The organism is Pseudomonas sp. S04, from assembly GCF_009834545.1.
In the GTDB taxonomy this organism is placed as follows: Bacteria; Pseudomonadota; Gammaproteobacteria; order Pseudomonadales; family Pseudomonadaceae; genus Aquipseudomonas.
This window is the reverse complement of record NZ_CP019427.1, coordinates 1,040,280-1,057,987: the sequence shown is the minus strand read 5'-3', so window position 1 is coordinate 1,057,987 and position 17,708 is coordinate 1,040,280. Positions and strand designations below refer to the sequence as shown.

The window sequence follows — 17,708 nt, the reverse complement described above, 5'->3', positions numbered from 1 at the left end:
CCCTGCCCGTCTCTTTGACCGGGAAGTCGTCATGGCCTATCGCTGGAAAGTCGCATTGGTGTATCTGCTGGGGTTTGCCCTCGACCTGATGAACATGTTCGTCGCCAGCATTGCCTACCCCGACATCGCGCAGCAATTGCACGCCTCGGTGACCCAACTGGCGTGGATCAGCAACGCCTACATGCTCGGCCTGACCTTGATCATTCCATTGAGTGTGTGGCTGGCGGCGCGGTTCGGCGAGCGGCGGTTGATCCTCGCTTCACTGCTGCTGTTCGGCGGCGCCTCACTGCTGGTGGCCGGTGCCGACTCGATTGAAGCGCTGATCGGCTGGCGACTGCTGCAAGGGCTCAGCGGAGGCCTGTTGATCCCCCTCGGCCAGGCCTTGGCGTTTCGCCAATTCCCGGCGCAACAACGGGCCCAACTGACCACCTGGGTAATGTCGGTAGCGTTGCTGGTCCCCGCGTTGTCACCGGCCGCGGGTGGGCTGATCGTGCAAGCGCTGTCGTGGCGCTGGGTGTTCTACCTCAATCTGCCACTGACCCTGCTGGCCCTGGTACTCGCGACTTGCTGGTTGCAGGCCGATCCGCCGCGCGTCGTGCAGCGCGCCGAGGATGGCGCGGGCACACTCTCGGCCTTGCTTGACCTGCAGTTGTTGCACAGCCCGTCCTTGCGGCTGGCCATGTGGGTCTACCTGTTGATCCCCGGCGTGTTCATCGGCACCAGTCTGATTGCCGTGTTGTACCTGCACCAACAGGGTTGGGGTAACGCGCAGATCGGCGCCCTGATGCTGCCTTGGGCGCTGGGCTCGGCACTGGCGATTGCCGTCGGCAAACGGGGTTTCAACCGCTGGGGTCCCAAGCCATTGCTGGTGGTCGGCGCACTCCTGCAAAGCCTGGGCATTGGCCTGCTGGTGCTGATCGAGCAACCGCAAGGCTGGCTGCCGGTGCTGGCCTATGCCTTGATGGGCCTGGGTGGCAGCCTGTGCAGCAGTTGCGCGCAGACCCTGGCCTTTATCGACATTCTTCCCGCGCGCATGAACCACGCCAGCGCCCTGTGGAACATCAATCGGCAACTGAGTTTCTGCCTCGGCGGCGCCGTGCTAAGTGGCTTGCTCAGCGTCCTCGGCCCGCACTCGGCGTATGCCTTCGAACGCTGTTTCCTGGCTGCCGCACTGCTCTCGCTGGTACCGCTGTGGGCCGTATTGCGCTTTGATTCATCGGGCGTGAAAGCGCTCGTCACCGCCCACCCACTCCTGGAAAAAACCTGATGAACGACTATCGCGATTATTTTACTGAAGTCACCCAGACCCTCGCCAACATCGAACAATGGTTCGCCGGCACGCCCGATCGGGGGGTACTGGAGCGCTTGCTGGCGCGCTTCTCCCCGCAGTTCTCGATGATTGCCCCCAATGGCAACAGCCTGGACATTGCCGCCTTGCAGCAACTGTTCGAAACCCTGGGCGGTGCGCGTCCGGGGCTGCGCATCGACTTGAGCGACATGCGCGGGCTCGACCAGCATGCCCAAGGCGCGACCCTCAGCTACCGCGAGTTGCAGTCGGATGCCAGCGGCGTCCTCAACGATCGCCGGGCCACGGTGGTGATCGAGAAACTGCCGTCAGGCAAATTGCTGTGGCGGCATTTGCACGAAACCTTCTGCCAATGACGAGGTGCCTGTAGCAGCTGTCGAGCCTGCGATATCCATAGGTATCTACCCAACTTTGTAGCGGCCTGTGGCGAGGGAGGAGCTTGCTACCGTGGCGGCCTCTGGGCTTCTGGCGTGTTGGATTAGGCGGGGTACATATCCATTTCTGCGGTAACGGCCACCTATGGTTCCGCCTGACGTGAACTGCCCCCCGAAAGTTGGACAGGGGACGCTATTGATTTAATGCCTGGGTCCGAAATTGTACCGGGCTCAAGCCATTCAGTCTGAGGCTTATGCGGTCTTGGTTGTAGTAGGCGATGTAATCCTCTATGCCTGATGCCAGCTGCTCCACACTCTCAAATGATTCCAGATAGAAAAACTCGCTCTTGAGCGTGCCGAAAAAGCTTTCCATGGCGGCATTGTCCAAGCAATTACCCTTGCGCGACATGCTCTGCTCGATGCTCTTTTCGGCCAGCATGTGTCGGTAGGTAGGCTGCCTGTACTGCCAACCCTGGTCAGAGTGCAGTATCGGTTTGTCCCCTTGATTCAGTCGCCCGAAGGCCTTTTCCAGCATCGTCGAAACCATCCTGAACTCGGGACGTCGGTTGATCTGGTAAGCCAGGATCTCGCCGTTGTACAAATCCATGAGAGGCGAAAGAAACAGTTTCTGCCCCTTCACCTTGAACTCCGTCACGTCGGTTGCCCATTTCTGGTTAGGGGCTTCTGCCTTAAATTCGCGCTTTAGTAGATCAGGCGCAACAAGCCCTTCAGCACCTCGGTAAGAGCGATATTTCTTCACTTTGACCAACGACTTGAGGCCCATCATCTGCATCAGCCGATGCACCTTCTTGTGATTGATCAACTCACCACTGTTTCCAAGGGTTGCGGTGATACGGCGGTAGCCGTAACGCCCCTTATGCCCGTGATAGACGCTGCGGATGCGATCTTTAAGGTCGGCATGCTTGTCGGTTAGCAGTGTTTTGCTTTGATAATAGAAGGTACTGCGTGCAAGTCCCGCAGCACGTAGCAACAGAGCAAGTGGATACTCATGCCTCAATCCTTGGACGGACTGCGTTTTTTTGGCTGCGCAGTACGGGGATCCGCTTGGATTAAGGCATCGAGCTTTTTTAGATAGGCATTCTCCGCGCGCAGATAGGCCAGTTCTGCGAGCATTTGTTCAGAGGTCAGCTCTGCGTCCGCAGGAAGAACAGGACTTGCTTTGGGTTGCCTAGAAGGTTTGCGGGGCATGCTGGACTCTTTAAGACGATGCGGTTGTAGTGCTTCTACACCGCCTTCATCGTACAGCTTTCGCCACTGCCTGATACTACTTGGACCACGGATATCAAACCGTATACAGGCCTGTTGGTCCGACAGTCCATCTTGTTCGATGCACTGCAAAACCTTCAATTTAAACTGGGCATCGTAATGGCTGTACTTGGCAATCAAGCCAGAGGCACCGTGTTTTTCAAAACCCTTGATCCAGCGCCGCAGCAGCGATGGACTCAAGCCATGCTTGAGGGCCACCTCATGAACGCTACTGGCAGACAAACACTCTTCAATCAGTGATTGCTTGAGTGCTAGGTTGTATTTCGTCATGGAACACCCTCCCGAGGGGTCAGGTGTCCAACATTCGGGGGGCAGTTCAACGGCGGCTCACTTTTGAACAGCCCAAAAGTAAGCAAAAGGCTCTTACCCCACCACTTGGCACCTCGCTTGGGCTCGGTGTGCCCTCACTCCGGCTTGAATCCGTGGGCCGCCGCCACGCGCCATCCATGGCGCGGGGCGGCTAACCCGGCGTCCTGCCGGGTTACCCACGGATTCAAGCCTGCGTTCGGCCAGCGTGGTTAACGGGGCGCCCAGGATCAAAAGCCAGAGCCAGAGCCAGAGCCAGAGCCAGAGCCAGAGCCAGATCAAAAGATTGCTGACTTCGTCAGCGTCTTAGGAAGTAGAAGCTACACCGCGCATGCCCTAGCGATCAGGTCGGCTTTAAGGCCGCCTCGCTTTGTTTTTGATCCTGGGCGCCCGTTAACCACGCTGGCCGGAGTCCGATATTGATTTGGGGGGTAAACCGGCAGGACGCCGGTTTAGCCGCACTGGGCCAGGGAGGGCCCATTGCGGCGGCCCCCCAAATCAATGTCGGAGTACGGGCATGCCGAGCCTAAGCGAGGCACCGAGTGGTGGGGCAAGAGCGTTTTGCTTACTTTTGCGCTCTCAAAAGTGAGCCGCTGTCAGAGCGGAACCATAAGTGGCCGTTACCGAAGAAATGGATGTGTACTCCGCCTAATCCAACACCCCAGAGGCCCACAGGTGCAACGTCGCACCACAGTTGTGTAGATACCTATGCCGCGATATCGCAAGCTAGAAACCTCACGGCGTCTGCTTGACCACCACTGTGCAGGTAATCCCCGCTGCCAGCAGCACCCCCTCCGGGACCTCGTCGATGTGGATCCGTACCGGCACCCGTTGCGCCAGGCGCACCCAGTTGAAGGTCGGGTTGACGTCGGCGATCAGTTCGCGGCTTTCGGGGTTGTCACGGTCGTAGATGCCGCGGGAAATGCTTTCCACATGGCCCTTGAGGACTTCTCCGCTCATCAACTGCATGTCGGCCTGATCGCCGACGCGCACCCGGGGCAGTTTGGTTTCTTCGAAGAAGCCGTAGACCCAGAACGAGTTCATGTCGACCACCGCCATTTTCGGCTCGCCGATGCGCGCGTAGTCGCCGCGATGCACGTTGAGGTTGGTGACATAGCCGTCCACCGCAGCCAGCACCTTGGTGCGCTTGAGGTTCAGTTGCGCTGCTTCCAGCTGCGCCTGGGCGTGCTGGTAGTCCGCCAGCGCCGAGTCGGCGATGTTGCTGGCGTCGTCACGGTTCTCGCGCGAGATCACCAGGTTGTCGAGGTCGGCGCGCCGGTGGGCGTTGACCTTGCGCATCTCCCAGGTGGCCTTGCGCGAGGCCACCAGCGACTGCGCCTGCTTGACCGCGATCAGGTAGTGCTCGGGGTCGATCTGCATCAGCAGCTCACCGCGTTTCACCAACTGGTTATCGCGCACCGGTACGTCCACCACTTCACCGCTGACGTCGGCGGCGACATTGATGATGTCGGCACGTACCCGGCCATCGCGGGTCCAGGGGGTGTTCATGTAATGCACCCAGAGGGTCCGGCCGATCCACATCGCAAGGGCCAGCACCAACAGGGTAGCGAGCAGGCTGAAAAGCTTTTTCATCGAAGCGGTCTCACTGGTAGACAGTCAGCGCCAGGGCGCCGAACAAACAAATGAACAGGCTCAGGCGCAACAGCGCCGGGTGCCAGAAAAAACGGTACAGGTCGAACCCGGACAAGAACCGATCCAGCGCCCAGGCCAGTGCCGCGGCGATGAAAAACATCAGGGTCATGGTTGGCATGTAGACGCCATGGAAAGCGATTTCACGGGGCATGGTCAGGTCCTTGCAGGGCGGCCAGCGGCGATTGCGGGTCGAGCAGCGAAGTGCGGATGAAATGCAGGTAGCTCTTCACCCGGCGCAGCGGCGAGGTGTCGAAGTGCGGGGCGAAGGGTTCGTCGGCGGCCTGGACTCGGCTGATGGCATGATCGACGGCTACCAGTGCGCGCTCCAGGTTGCTCTGCCCCGGTTGCAGGAATAGCCGCACCAAGGCGCGGCCCATGACCCGGATCGCCTGCCGCCAGGGTTGCGATTCGGCATAGGCCGGATGCACCGGCAGGATCGCCTGCTCCTTGCGCAACTCGATGATCGCGTGGCCGACTTCCAGCACCACGAACATCCAGCGCAGCAGATCCCGTTGCACCTGGGGCTGCCCGACCGCGAGGCCATAGGCCTGGTGCAGCAAATCGCGGGTGCTGCTTTCGAAACTCGATGCCAGGCCTTTGAGCTTGCCGCTGATGGCATACACCACTTGCCCGCGCAGGTCCTGCTCCAGGCGGCGCCACAACCAGCGGCTGTTGGGCGGCAGAATGATTGCCCCGGCTGCCGCGCACACCAGCATGCCCATGACCATGGCGATGTAATCGTTGATGAAGGTGTAGGGGTTGTAGATCGTCAGGTTGTCCGGCACCGAGCCGGTGCTGAAGAAGATCAGCAAGCCCAGGCCAACCCCGGCATATTGCGGCCGTGACGAGAGGAACGAGCCGAGCACGATCACCGGCGCCAGCATCACGCACAGCAGCGGGAAACCATCGATCCAGGGGAAGATGAAAAACATCTCGACGAAGCCGATCAACGCGCCCAGCAATGTGCCGCAGGCCATCTGGAAGGCCATGCGCTTGGGGTTCGGCGTGGCGGCAGAAAGGCCCACCGTGGCCGCCGCGATCAAGGTCATGGTGGCACCGCTCGGCCAGGCCGTGGCGACCCAGTAGCTGCCCAGCACCAACAGGATGAACGCGGCCCGAATCCCCGAGGCGGCCGAGGCCAGCCAGTTGGTTTTCGGGGTGTAGGGCTCATCCCACTGCTCGCGTTCGTGGCTGTGCTCGGCCAGCGAGGCGTGGGTCTGGGCATAGCTGTGCAGCTCGTCGACAAACCGATAGAGCAGCTCATAGGCGGTATGAAAATCCAGTTGATCGGCGTCGCTTGGCGCGCTCTCCTGGAAGCTCGCGCGCAGGCTACGCACTCGCGCCCTCAGCCCATCCTTGTAGTCAGCCAGTTGCATCGCCAGGCGCGCCGCATCGGCATGGGTCAGGGCCCGGCCAGAAAAGCCGTCGAGCAATTCGGCAAGGTCCTGCAAGCCTGGCTTGATCGCCGCGATCACCTGGTCGGCGCCGCTGCCACGCAGGCGCTCAAGCAACTGGTGCAAGGCATTGAAACGGGTGGTGATGCCCATGAACTCGCTGTTCAGACGACTGAGCCGACCGTTGCGCCGCCGCATGTGCGGGTCTTCGAACACCGTGACGCTGCGCAGCCCTTCCAGGCCCACGGCTTCGGCGATGAAACCGACGTTGCGCCGTTCAAAGCTGTCGGCCTGACTGCGCCCGCGCAGGCCGTCGGTGACGAACAGGGCGAACACCCCGAAGCGTTGGTACAAGGCATTGCGCATCGCAGCGCTGGCGGTTTGCGGCAGGATCGCGGCGCTGACCAGGGTCGCGCAGAGGATCCCCAGGGAGATTTCCAGTACCCGCCATACCGCCGCCATGAACGCCCCTTCCGGGTGCGCCAGGGCCGGCAGGCCGACCATCGCGGCGGTGTAGCCGGCGAGCACAAAACCGTAGGCGCGGAAGTTGCGATAACGCGCCGCGCCCGCCGAACAGATCCCGACCCAGATCGCCAGGGCGCCAAGGAACAGCTCGGTGTTCTGCGCGAACAAGGCGATCAACCCGACCATTACCGCCGAACCCGCCAGGGTCCCGAGGAAGCGGTAAAAACTCTTGGCAAACACTTGGCCGCTCTGCGGTTGCATGACAATGAACACCGTGATCATCGCCGTACGCGGTTGCGGCAACTCCAGGCGCATGGCCAGCCACAGGGTCAGGAATGCGGCTATCAGCACCTTGAAGATGTAGACCCAGGTCACGCCGTCGCTGCGTGCCCAGTCGAAAAAACCACGGCGCCAGTCAAGGGCGTACAGCCAGCGCAGTGGTGCAGGCAAGGGAGTCATGGTGTCCTGTCAGTGGTCGAGGGCAGAAAGAATGGCTGGGGTGGGCGGCGCCTGCAGTTGGCCCTCGGCGGGCGCATCGGCGCCGGTTCCGAGGCCACCACCCAGGGCTGTGACCAGTTCGGCGTGGGCACTCAAGCGTGCGGCCTGGACCTGCTGCTGCACCTGTTGCTGGCGCAACAGCAGGGTTTGCGCATTGAGCACATTGAGGTAGTCGGTCAGGCCGCGCTGGTAGGCGATCATCGCGATGTCATAGGTTTTCTGCGCGGCAGCCACCGACTCGGCGGCGAAATCTTGCTGCTTGTCCATCGACTCACGGCGGATCAACTGATCGGAGATGCCCTTGAGGGCATTGACCAGGGTCTGGTTGTACTTGGCCACGGCCAGGTCATAACCGCCCGCGGCCTCACCCAGTTCCGCACGCAGGCGCCCACCGTCGAAGATCGGCAGGGAGATCGCCGGGCCCACGCTGTAGTTGAGTTTCTTGCCGGTCAGGAACTCCAGCGCCCCACCGCCGGTGGCCATGTAGCCGAGGCTGCCGACCAGGTCGACGTTGGGGTAGAAGCCGGCGTGCGCCACCTCGATACTGCGCGCCTGGGCCGCCACCTGCCAGCGGCTGGCAACCACGTCTGGACGTTGCCCGAGCAATTGCGCCGGTAGTGCCGAAGGCAGCTTCAATGGCGCCCCCAGGGCCAGGGTTGGACGCTGCAGACGCGCGCCCTCCCCAGGCCCCTTGCCGGCCAAAGCAGCGAGCTGGTTGCGACTCAGGGCGATGCTTTCGTCCAGCGCGTCCAGTTGGCGATGGGTTTCCGGCAACGGGGTCTGCGCCTGGCTGACTTCAAAATGGGTGCCGATGCCGCCGTCCAGGCGCTTTTGCGCCAGATCGAGTATCTGTTGTTGCTGGGCCAGGGTCGCCGCGATGATGTCGCGCTGGGCGTAATGCAGGGAAAGCTGAATGTAGGCCCGCACCACGTTGTTCTGCAGTTCGAGCTGGGCCATGCGCGCTTCGGCGGCGCTCATGTGGGCCAGGTCGACGGCTCGCTCGCTGGCATTGCTTTCGCGCCCCCAGAGATCCAGCGCGTAGCTGAAACCCAGTGCGGCGTTGTTATCCCAGGTGGTGGAATTGGCCAACTCGCCCGGGCCGTAGAACTGATCGGTGGGCCAGTTGTGGCGCTTGAGGGAGCTGTCGGCGTTGACCTGCAACGACTCGGCGGATTCCACCACCCCGGCCATGGCCCGGGCCTGGCGCACTCGCGCCGCGGCCATGGCCATGCTTGGGCTACCCTGCAAAGCCAGGTCGACCCAGGCATTGAGCTGCGGATCGCCATAGGCCTGCCACCACTGGGCGCTGGGCCAGTGAGCATCCTGGATCGCGCTCTGGATGGCGACATCTGTGGCCAATGTATTGGCATCGAGTGCCTTGCCTTGTGGGGCAATACCTCCGGTTCCGATGCAGCCGCTGATTGCTAACGATAAAGCCCAGACACTGAGAGTCTTCAACTCTCTGTTGATGCGACGCGGCACTGCTGCAAATTCCTGAGGAGGGGGAGATTTCCAATCGACACGATTCTAGGGCTGGGCCTGCGCGGCGATAAGCTGGGAATCTTGTGAATCTTTGTTACCGTTAGCGAGATAATCCCTTGGTTGAATGCCTGAACCTTGTAACTTCGTGTCACAATTTGCCATCTCCCTTGAGAGCTCCCCATGGACACTTTGCAAAACATGCGCGCCTTCAGCTGTGTCGCCGAGGCCGGCAGTTTTACCGCCGCCGCCGTGCAGCTTGATACCACTACAGCCAATGTCTCGCGCGCGGTCTCCAACCTTGAGGCCCATCTGCAAACCCGCCTGCTCAACCGCACCACCCGGCGCATTGCCCTGACCGAAGCCGGCAAACGCTATTTGCTGCGCTGCGAACAGATCCTGGCCTATGTCGAAGAAGCCGAGGCCGAAGCCAGCGACGCCCATGCGCGTCCGGCCGGGCAGTTGAAAGTGCACACCATGACCGGGATCGGCCAGCACTTCGTCATCGACGCGATTGCGCGTTACCGCAAGACCCACCCCGACGTGACCTTCGACCTGACCCTGGCCAACCGCGTGCCGGACCTGCTGGACGAGGGCTACGACGTGTCCATCGTGCTCGCCAGCGAACTGCCGGACTCAGGCTTCGTCTCCCAGCGCCTGGGCATCACCTACAGCATCGTCTGTGCCTCACCGGCCTACGTCAAAGCCAATGGCTGCGCACACAAGCCCAGCGACTTGCTGAACCACGCCTGCCTGCGCCTGGTGAGCCCGGTGATCCCCCTGGAAAAATGGCTGTTCGACGGCCCCGAAGGCCAGGAAATGGTCACCATCAACAGCTCGCCGTTCCTGGTGAACTCCGCCGATGCGATGAAAACCGCGATCACCAGCGGCATGGGGGTAGGCGTGCTACCGGTGTACGCGGCGATTGAAGGATTGCGCAACGGCACGCTGGTGCGGGTGATGCCCAACTACCGCTCCCAGGAGCTGAACCTGTACGCCATCTACCCGTCGCGCCAGTACCTGGATGCCAAGATCAAGACCTGGGTGGAATACCTGCGGGGCTCGCTTCCGGAAATCCTCGCAGCCCATCAGGCGGAACTGACGGCGTATGAGCTCAGTGGCAGTTTGAGTGGGGCGCGGCTCAGCAACTGATTGCGCGAGCAGGCGCAGCGCTGCTCGGGACTCGCGCAAACCCCAGCAAGAATGATAGCTTGCTTGGCATTCTCCCCCGCATGACGAGCCTTCCTGCGATGAAAAAGACTGTCCTTGCCTTCAGCCGTGTCTCGCCTGCCATGGTCGAGTCCCTGCAACAAGACTTCAACGTGATCGTGCCCAACCCCAAGCAGGGTGATATCAACGCCCAGTTCAACGAAGCCCTGCCCCACGTCCACGGCCTGATCGGCGTCGGACGCAAGCTGGGCCGGGCGCAACTGGAAAACGCCGGGCAACTGCAAGTGGTCTCCAGTGTGTCGGTGGGCTACGACAACTATGACCTGGACTACTTCAACGAACGCGGGATCATGCTCACCAACACCCCGGACGTGCTGACCGAAAGCACCGCCGACCTGGCCTTCGCCCTGCTGATGAGCAGCGCTCGGCGAGTCGCCGAACTGGACGCCTGGACCAAGGCCGGGCAATGGCAAGCCAGTGTCGGCGCGCCGCTGTTCGGTTGTGATGTGCACGGCAAGACCCTGGGCATTGTCGGCATGGGCAATATCGGCGCGGCCATTGCCCGACGTGGCCGCCTGGGCTTCAACATGCCGCTCCTGTACAGCGGCAACAGCCGCAAGAGCGCACTGGAACAGGAACTGGGCGCGCAATTTCGTAGCCTCGAGCAATTGCTGGCCGAAGCCGACTTCGTCTGCCTGGTGGTGCCGCTCAGCGACAAGACTCGCCATTTGATCAGCCATCGTGAACTGGGCCTGATGAAATCCAGCGCAATTCTGGTGAACATTTCCCGTGGCCCGGTGGTCGATGAAGCGGCATTGATCCAGGCCCTGCAAGACAACCGGATCCGCGGTGCGGGGCTGGACGTCTATGAAAAGGAACCGCTGGCACAGTCGCCGCTGTTTGCCCTGAAAAACGCCGTGACCTTGCCGCACATCGGCTCCGCCACTCACGAAACCCGCGACGCCATGGCGAACCGCGCCCTGGCCAATTTGCGCAGCGCCTTACTGGGCGAACGGCCGCAAGACCTGGTCAACCCGCAGGTGTGGCAAGGATGAGGGGCCGGCGGCACGTTGTTGCATACGTGCCGCCAACTTCATGGGCCAATACGCGGAGCACTTAGGCTTGCCGCGACTAACTAACTGACTACCGCACAACATCAAGCGACAAAAGTCGCTACTCGCCTCGCGACAAACTTTCGTGCGCGCGTTATAACTTCGACTAGCACAAAAAAGCTCATTAAATGCGGCTAACATCCGGAGATAACGCGCATGATAAAATTCACCACCGCTTGCGCGATACGGCGCAGCAAGACACTCATTGTATTAATGGCCGCAGTGTTCGGAATGTTTACTCTTATCAATAACTACACCGACTATACGGCCTACTACGTATATGTCGGTGACATCCTCAGCATGACGAACACCGAAGGCAACGAATCACGACGCTACAGGGCCGTAACATCGAAGTTGTTCCATCATCGTTTCTATTGGACGATCATCACCCTGGAAACCATCTTTACGTTATGTTGCCTGGTTGGCACCTATCAGCTTTATCGAAACATCAATGCCACCCATAAGGAGTTTCGCAGCGCAAAAAAAATGGCAATCGTCGGTTTGACCACTGCCATCACTGTTTACTACGTCATGTACATCATCATTCTCAACGAATGGTTTGACATGGAATACTCGACCAACCGCAACGCCTTCGATTGGGCCCGCAGTAATCTCGAATATATGTTTCCCGCGTTAATCTATCTGTCGCTGGATAACGACAACTAACACACGGCCCTGCTCATGCCAGACCGGCTTTGACCGGGTTGATCCGCACAGCGGGTTTGCGAAACACCAGCAGGTTGCCCAGCATCACCAGCACCAGGCCGGCCAGTGCCGGCGCAGTCCATTGATAACCCTCGACGAACGCCGAGACATTCAACGCCACCACCGGAAACAGCACCGTGCAATAGGCCGCACGCTCCGGGCCCATGCGCCCAACTAGCGTCAGGTAAGCGGTAAAACCGATTACCGACCCCGGAATCACCAGGTACAACAGCGAACCGATGTAACGGCTGTTCCATTCCATGTCGAAGGGAATGCCCTTGACCAGGCAGTACAGCGACAGCATCGCCGCCCCATAGGCCATGCCCCAGGCGTTGGTGGTCAGGGGCTTGAGGCCGGCTTTCTGTTGCAGGCTGGAGAGCATGTTGCCCGCCGAGAAACATAGCGTACCGAGCAACGCCAGACCCAAGCCCAACAGCGTCTGCGGGCTGGCAGTGTGCCCCGCCAGCTCCGGCCAGAACAACAACCCCAACCCGCCCAGGCCCAGTGCCCCGCCCATCAGCACGTTACGGGCGATTTTCTGGCCGAAGAACACCCGCGCATTCAACGCATTCCATAGCGTCGCGGTGGAGAACACCACGGCGACCAGGCCGCTGGGGATCCACTGGCTGGCATAGAGGAAACACATGAAGTTGATGCAGAACAGGCACAGCCCCTGGGCCACGCAGATCAGGTGCCCACGACGGTTCATAACCTGTAGCTTGCGGCTGAGCAGCAGAATCACGAACAACACCAGGGCGGCCAGGCCAAAGCGATAGACAATCGACACCGGTATGGCCACGACCCCCAATTGCAGTTTCAAGGCGATCCAGGTGGTGCCCCAGATCAGCACAGTCAGCAGGTATAACGAGAGGTTCATGGCGGCAACTCCTGAAGATGGCCTTCAGTCTGTGCCGCAGGCGTGTGGCGCGCTTGCATAAACTTGCGCTTTTGTCCGTTGTCGGGCTGGCACCGAAAGGCCGACGGAGTAGGATGCAAGACGTTGGAGAAACGATCATGCCCGCACTGGAAACCCTGCAAGTGTTTCAAGCCCTCAACCGCTCGCCCCATGCTCGTCTCGAGCACAGCGCCGAGCTCGGTGACGGCATGGCTGCAGCCCTGTGGAGCAACTATCACGACGCCCAGGATTACCAAGCCCCGGGGCATCACACCCTGTCCTGCTACCTGGCCGGTGGCACCGGGACCTTCCGCCGCGAACAGCCTGGTACCACGGGCGGCCCGAACAAGCTCTGCGTGTTGCCCGCCGAACATCAGTCGGCCTGGGTGATCAACGGTGAAATCCGCCTGGCCCACCTGTACTTCAGCCAGGAACAGTTCGCCCTCGGCTGCGTCACCCTGCTCGATCGCGAACCCCGTGCGCTGCACCTGCGCGAAGGCACCTTTCTCGACGACCCGTTGCAGGCCCGACGCTTTCACCAACTGATCGCCTTGAACTGGGATGAACCCGGCGAGCGCCTGCTGACCAGCAGCCTGGCCCACGAAATGCTCAGCCACACCCTGCTCAATCAGGTTGGCCTGCGTCAGGGGCTGCGACTCAAGGGTGGCCTGGCCGCCCATCAACGACGGCTGCTGGTGGAGTACATCGACAGTCATCTGGAGCAGTCCATCAGCCTTGGCCAACTGGCGGCCCTGTGCGCGCTGTCGGAGTACCACTTTGCGCGGATGTTCCGTGAAAGCTTCGGCCTGCCGCCCCATCAATACCTGCTGGCCCGCCGCCTGGCCCAGGCCCGGTATCTGCTGCGCAGTACTCGACAACCCTTGGGCGAGATTGCCCTGGCCTGCGGTTTTGCCAGCGCCAGCCACTTCACCAACCGCTTCCGCCAGGCCATGCACGGCACGCCCGGCGACTATCGCCAGGCGTTGTCGCGCAGCTGAGCTCAGTCACTCCATTGGGTCAGGGCCACGGCGACCTTGTCTTCCAGACTTTTAACTGCAGCACCTTCGGCCAGGTAGTTGTTGGAAATCATGGCAAATACCAGCGCACGTCCCTCTACGCTGCGCAGGTATCCGGATAACGACGAAACCGCAGTCATCGTTCCGGTCTTGGCGTGCAAGTTATCCTGCGCAAAGGTTCCACGCAGACGATTACGCAAGGTACCGCCGAGCATCCGCTCAGGGTTGCCTGCAATCGGCAGTGCCGCATACCAGTAGTCGAACCAGGGTTGATGACGCACACGTAACAACAGATCCGTCAGGCTTTGCGTCGAAATCAGGTTGCGTCGGGACAAGCCCGATCCGTCGACCTGAACAATCGCGCTGCCCTGAAGCCCGTGCCGCTGCAAGAAGCTGTTGACCACGGCGATGCCAGACTCGGCAGTCCCCACATTGCCGGTGCTACGCCCCATCGTTTTAAGTAAAACTTCTGTCATGTTGTTGTTCGATAGCTTGAGCAGGGGTGTCAGCAACTGCGCCAAAGGCAACGAGTCATGAGCGGCCAACGGCCTTGCGCCTGAGGGAGTGGTCACTCCGATCACCGTGCGCCCATCGACCTTTATACCCTGGGCTATCAGGGCCCGATGGAAAACATCCGCCACCAGACGGGTCGGTTCCCAGACACTGACCCATTTGCGAGCAGCGGTGCCGGCTGGCAATGTCCCGCTGACCAACAGTCGATTGCTGCCATGTTCACGACTGACCCTGAGGGTATTGGCAGCACCGATGGTCACACTATTGGTAACCGTCATAATCGTGTTTGCCGGGTGGATATTGACGACGACCGGGTCGCCCTCAACGGTGGCGCGGGCGGTGACGATAACCGTGCCGGCATCAAAATCACTGTCGGGAGACAGGCTCAGAGCCGAAATCTGCGCCGCATAGGCGGCACTTTCATCATCATTGGCCCAATCGGCTCCCAGCCTGACGGAATCGAACGCGGTGTCGTCGATGAGCACATTACCCCTGACACGCTTTATGCCAAGTGCGGCCAGGTCAGCGGCCAACCGCTGGTAATCCTCGGCCTGAATGCTCGGGTCGCCGCTACCTCGAAGGTATAGGTCGCCGTCCAGTCGATCGCCTTTCAACTGTCCAGCAGTCAACACCTGAGTCGAAAAACCAAATTCGGCTCCCAGCACCTCCATGGCGGCTGCCGTGGTCAGGAGCTTCAGGCCGGAGGCTGGCAGCAACCGCGTCATGCCATTGCGCTGATAGAGCGAGGCTCCTGTATCGGCATCGCGAACAGTCAGAGAGACCAGGGAGCCCTCCAGGACTGGATCATTGAGCAGTTGATCGAGGGTATTGACCGATTCGCTCTTGGGTACCGAGGCACAAGCACTCAGTAACAGGGCCAGGGCAATGGCTAGCCCCCCTCTGTAAAAACATTTTCGGGTAATCATAAAAGTCCTTTTATGCATAGCCCCCGACTCAGCGGACGGGCAACTGGATGACTCATCATGAGTCATGCTCCAGTGCCGACAAGACGCTAAGCCGGCACTCACCGTCAACCCGCTACTTTTTAGCAAGCATTTCGTTGCTTGGGTTCCCTCGACCCGCTCTCAAAACGCCAAGGTACTGGACAACGACACCTGCCGCGAATCGCCCATCGAGACAAAAAAGCGGCTGGCGGCCGAGGTGTAGTAGGTGCGGTCGAAAAGGTTCTTCACGTTGAGCTGGAACTTGACCTTCTGCCCGTCGAGCCGAGTGTCATAGGTGGCGAAGGCATCCGCCACGGTGTAGCCCGGCAGGTCAAAGTCGTTGACTGCGTTACCGGCCCGTTCGCCGACATACCGCGCGCCAGCCCCGACGCGCAGTTGATCGCCACCGATCAGGCTGCCGAAGTCGTAGACCGCCGACAGTGACCCACTGTTGCGGGCGACGTTTTGCAATTTCTTGCCCTGGTAGGTCGGGTCTTCAGTGACCTCGGCGTCGGTGTAGGCGTAGCTGCCGATCATGCTCCAGCGCTCGCTCAACTGCCCGCTCAGGTCGATTTCCAACCCCCGCGAGCGGACCTCGCCCGCCGCACTGTAGATCGTCACCGGCCCCTCGGAGTTGGCCACCAGCACGTTGCGCTTCTTGATGTCGAACAGCGCGATATTGCCGGTCATGCGCCCCGGCAGATCGAGCTTGGCTCCCAGTTCCCAGGACTTGGCCTGTTCCGGCGCGACGCTGCCATCGAGCACCGTGCTGCTGCCGCTCAGCGGGGCAATGGTGGAGTTGGGCTTGAAAGATTCGGTGTAGCTGCCGTAGAACGACAACGCATCGCTGTAGCGATACACCAGGCCGGCGCGGGGCACCCACTTCTGGCCGTTGGTGTCGGTGTTGGCCTTGAACGGACGGCCCTTGCCGGCGTACTGGTCGTACTCCTGGAAACGCCCCCCGGCGACGAGGATCCACTGCTCGTTCAGGTGAATAGAGTCCTGCAGGAACACCGAGTCGCTGCGCAGCAGGTCGGTCTGCGCGCTGTCCGCGGCGCTGACGGTGGTGCCCGCCACCTCTGTGCCATAGACCGGGTCAAGGTAGCTGAACGACGGCGCCCGGCTTTTCTGGCGGATCAGGTCGGCACGGTAGATCTTGCGGTACTCGTCATCCACCCCCAGCACCAGGTCGTGTTGCATGCCGGCCGTCTCGACCTGGCCCTGCAGGCTGACGGTGGTGAAGCGGTCGGTGCTGAGAGCGCCCTGGGTGCCGTCCATGTTGCGGGTCAGCGTGCCCTTCGCCGGATCGATCGCGGTGATGCGGACCTGGCTAGCGTCGTAGGTTTCGCGGTTCCAGCTGTAGCCGAAGTGCGCGCTCCAGTTGTCGTTGAGTTCGTGGTCGGCCTCGAAGTGGTAGAGGTCCGAGCGACCTTGCATGTTATTGAACGGCTCGTCGAGACGTCGCTGCGCCGGAATGTCCAACGGGTGATTGGTCAGCGGATCGATGGCGGTGCCACGGTCGAATGGCGAGAGGAATTCACGATGTTCGTAGGCAAATTGCAGCGTGGTGCTGTCGCCGTACCAGGCGAGGGACGGTGCGACCAGGCTCTCGCGGTGGGTGCCGAAATTGCGCCAGTAATCTTCGTCTTCGTGGTCCAGCACCAACCGATAGGCCAGTCCGGATTCCCCCAGTGCGCCGGTGCTGTCCAGGCTGCCGCCGCTGCCGTTCTTGCCGTCGCCGTAGCTCGAGCCGCGTGCGGTCAGGGCGTTGTAAGCCTGCATCTGGGGTTTCTTGCTGACCATGTTCACCACCCCGCCCGGGTCCTGGATCCCGTAGAGCAGGGAGGCCGGCCCCTTCAGCACCTCGACCCGATCCACCGAGGCATTCAGTCCACGGCCCTGCACGATCGGCATGCCGTCGCGCATGATCGAACCGTTGCGGTTGTCACCAAAACCGCGAGTCATCACCGAGTCCTGGGTGCTGCCCAGCGTATTGCCCTGGGTGATGCCGCTGACGTTGGCCAGGGCATCGTCGAGGTTACGCGGCGCCTGATCACGCAAGACCTGGGCCGCGACCACGTTGATGGTCTGGGGGATTTCCTGCAGCGTGGCCGAGGAGCGCGCAATCGAGGTGGTTGCCGGCGGCTGGTAGCTCAGCGACGCGTCCTGCACTGAGGTGATGGTGGTCGCCCCCAGGTTCAGGACGCCAGCGCTGGGCACTGGTTCCAGGACCAGGGTATGACCGTCGGTCTGGCGGAACGTCATTGCCGACCCACTCAACAGCCGCTGCATGGCTTGCTCGGCGCTCATCTGCCCACTGATAGCTGGCGCTGTCACGCCATACGGGGCTTCATCGGTGTAGACCACGCTGATCCCGGTCACCCGACTGAAATCGCTCAGGGCCTGGGGCAAGGGTTTGGCGGCGATATCGAAGCGAAATTGGGCGCTGTGCTGCTCACTGGGCTGCGCGGCCTGGGCCATGTTCAGCGCTGACAACGCCACCACCAGGACCGAGCCCCCGAACCATTGTTTGACCGAACCGCCTGCCACCGAACTTGCCCTGGACTTCATTGCTTGGACCCATGTGTAGT

General features: G+C 61.2%; 14 protein-coding genes. 6 read left to right on the top strand and 8 right to left on the bottom strand.

The annotated features are described in order from the left end of the window. Nucleotides 1–31 precede the first annotated feature (31 nt). Both PspS04_RS04550 and PspS04_RS04545 read left to right on the top strand, forming a co-directional pair. Nucleotides 32–1,267 carry an MFS transporter gene (locus PspS04_RS04550; RefSeq protein ID WP_159993881.1) on the top strand — a complete coding sequence of 412 codons (1,236 nt, stop codon included), beginning with the start codon at nt 32–34 and terminating at the stop codon, nt 1,265–1,267. After that, nucleotides 1,267–1,662: a DUF4440 domain-containing protein gene (locus tag PspS04_RS04545; protein WP_159993879.1), complete on the top strand. Its 396-nt coding sequence runs from the start codon at nt 1,267–1,269 to the stop codon at nt 1,660–1,662. The genes PspS04_RS04550 and PspS04_RS04545 overlap by 1 nt, the downstream gene beginning before the upstream one ends. A 211-nt stretch (nt 1,663–1,873) precedes the next feature. Here PspS04_RS04545 and PspS04_RS04540 read toward each other — a convergent pair. From PspS04_RS04540 to PspS04_RS04520, 5 genes are all read right to left on the bottom strand, one after another. After that, a protein-coding gene (locus PspS04_RS04540; protein WP_159993877.1) for an IS3 family transposase occupies nt 1,874–3,237 on the bottom strand; the annotation gives its coding sequence in 2 pieces (ribosomal slippage) (nt 1,874–2,772 and nt 2,772–3,237; 1,365 coding nt in all). A gap of 771 nt (nt 3,238–4,008) precedes the next feature. Next, nucleotides 4,009–4,866: an efflux RND transporter periplasmic adaptor subunit gene (locus PspS04_RS04535; RefSeq protein ID WP_159993875.1), complete on the bottom strand. Its 858-nt coding sequence runs from the start codon at nt 4,864–4,866 to the stop codon at nt 4,009–4,011. Nucleotides 4,867–4,876: 10 nt separating this feature from the next. Further along, entirely contained in the window at nt 4,877–5,077 is a 201-nt protein-coding gene (locus PspS04_RS04530; RefSeq protein ID WP_095077709.1) for a DUF1656 domain-containing protein, read from the bottom strand. Further along, entirely contained in the window at nt 5,067–7,244 is a 2,178-nt protein-coding gene (locus tag PspS04_RS04525) for an FUSC family protein (RefSeq protein ID WP_159993873.1), read from the bottom strand. Before PspS04_RS04525 ends, PspS04_RS04530 begins: the two co-directional genes overlap by 11 nt. A gap of 9 nt (nt 7,245–7,253) precedes the next feature. Next, complete coding sequence (locus PspS04_RS04520; RefSeq protein ID WP_159993871.1) at nt 7,254–8,765, bottom strand: efflux transporter outer membrane subunit; 1,512 nt, start codon at nt 8,763–8,765, stop codon at nt 7,254–7,256. A gap of 180 nt (nt 8,766–8,945) precedes the next feature. Between PspS04_RS04520 and PspS04_RS04515 the strand changes: the two genes are divergently transcribed. From PspS04_RS04515 to PspS04_RS04505, 3 genes are all read left to right on the top strand, one after another. Beyond that, nucleotides 8,946–9,914, top strand: a complete 969-nt coding sequence (locus PspS04_RS04515) for a LysR family transcriptional regulator (RefSeq protein ID WP_095169423.1) — start codon at nt 8,946–8,948, stop codon at nt 9,912–9,914. 98 nt (nt 9,915–10,012) lie between these two features. After that, a complete protein-coding gene (locus tag PspS04_RS04510; protein ID WP_159993869.1) occupies nt 10,013–10,987 on the top strand; it encodes a 2-hydroxyacid dehydrogenase in 975 nt (324 codons plus the stop codon). 213 nt (nt 10,988–11,200) lie between these two features. Beyond that, nucleotides 11,201–11,710, top strand: coding sequence for a DUF2165 domain-containing protein (locus tag PspS04_RS04505; protein WP_159993867.1), 510 nt, complete (start codon nt 11,201–11,203; stop codon nt 11,708–11,710). A gap of 13 nt (nt 11,711–11,723) precedes the next feature. Here PspS04_RS04505 and PspS04_RS04500 read toward each other — a convergent pair whose 3' ends face one another. Continuing rightward, complete coding sequence (locus PspS04_RS04500; protein ID WP_095169420.1) at nt 11,724–12,626, bottom strand: DMT family transporter; 903 nt, start codon at nt 12,624–12,626, stop codon at nt 11,724–11,726. 137 nt (nt 12,627–12,763) lie between these two features. On the opposite strand from PspS04_RS04500, the gene PspS04_RS04495 reads away from it, so the two are divergent. After that, nucleotides 12,764–13,642: an AraC family transcriptional regulator gene (locus PspS04_RS04495; RefSeq protein ID WP_159993865.1), complete on the top strand. Its 879-nt coding sequence runs from the start codon at nt 12,764–12,766 to the stop codon at nt 13,640–13,642. 2 nt (nt 13,643–13,644) lie between these two features. On the opposite strand, the gene dacB is transcribed toward PspS04_RS04495, so the two are convergent. Beyond that, nucleotides 13,645–15,099, bottom strand: coding sequence for a D-alanyl-D-alanine carboxypeptidase/D-alanyl-D-alanine endopeptidase (gene dacB / locus PspS04_RS04490; protein WP_159993863.1), 1,455 nt, complete (start codon nt 15,097–15,099; stop codon nt 13,645–13,647). A gap of 159 nt (nt 15,100–15,258) precedes the next feature. Next, on the bottom strand, nt 15,259–17,688 hold the full coding sequence (locus tag PspS04_RS04485) for a TonB-dependent siderophore receptor (protein ID WP_159993861.1): 2,430 nt from the start codon (nt 17,686–17,688) through the stop codon (nt 15,259–15,261). Nucleotides 17,689–17,708 lie beyond the last annotated feature (20 nt).

Coding starts and splice junctions, on each gene's coding strand:
- PspS04_RS04515 (WP_095169423.1), top strand. CDS start 8,946: ATGGACACTTTGCAAAACATGCGCGCCTTCAGCTGTGTCGCCGAGGCC.
- PspS04_RS04500 (WP_095169420.1), bottom strand. CDS start 12,626: ATGAACCTCTCGTTATACCTGCTGACTGTGCTGATCTGGGGCACCACC.
- PspS04_RS04485 (WP_159993861.1), bottom strand. CDS start 17,688: ATGAAGTCCAGGGCAAGTTCGGTGGCAGGCGGTTCGGTCAAACAATGG.
- PspS04_RS04535 (WP_159993875.1), bottom strand. CDS start 4,866: ATGAAAAAGCTTTTCAGCCTGCTCGCTACCCTGTTGGTGCTGGCCCTT.
- PspS04_RS04495 (WP_159993865.1), top strand. CDS start 12,764: ATGCCCGCACTGGAAACCCTGCAAGTGTTTCAAGCCCTCAACCGCTCG.
- dacB (WP_159993863.1), bottom strand. CDS start 15,099: ATGATTACCCGAAAATGTTTTTACAGAGGGGGGCTAGCCATTGCCCTG.
- PspS04_RS04505 (WP_159993867.1), top strand. CDS start 11,201: ATGATAAAATTCACCACCGCTTGCGCGATACGGCGCAGCAAGACACTC.
- PspS04_RS04530 (WP_095077709.1), bottom strand. CDS start 5,077: ATGCCCCGTGAAATCGCTTTCCATGGCGTCTACATGCCAACCATGACC.
- PspS04_RS04545 (WP_159993879.1), top strand. CDS start 1,267: ATGAACGACTATCGCGATTATTTTACTGAAGTCACCCAGACCCTCGCC.
- PspS04_RS04510 (WP_159993869.1), top strand. CDS start 10,013: ATGAAAAAGACTGTCCTTGCCTTCAGCCGTGTCTCGCCTGCCATGGTC.
- PspS04_RS04525 (WP_159993873.1), bottom strand. CDS start 7,244: ATGACTCCCTTGCCTGCACCACTGCGCTGGCTGTACGCCCTTGACTGG.
- PspS04_RS04550 (WP_159993881.1), top strand. CDS start 32: ATGGCCTATCGCTGGAAAGTCGCATTGGTGTATCTGCTGGGGTTTGCC.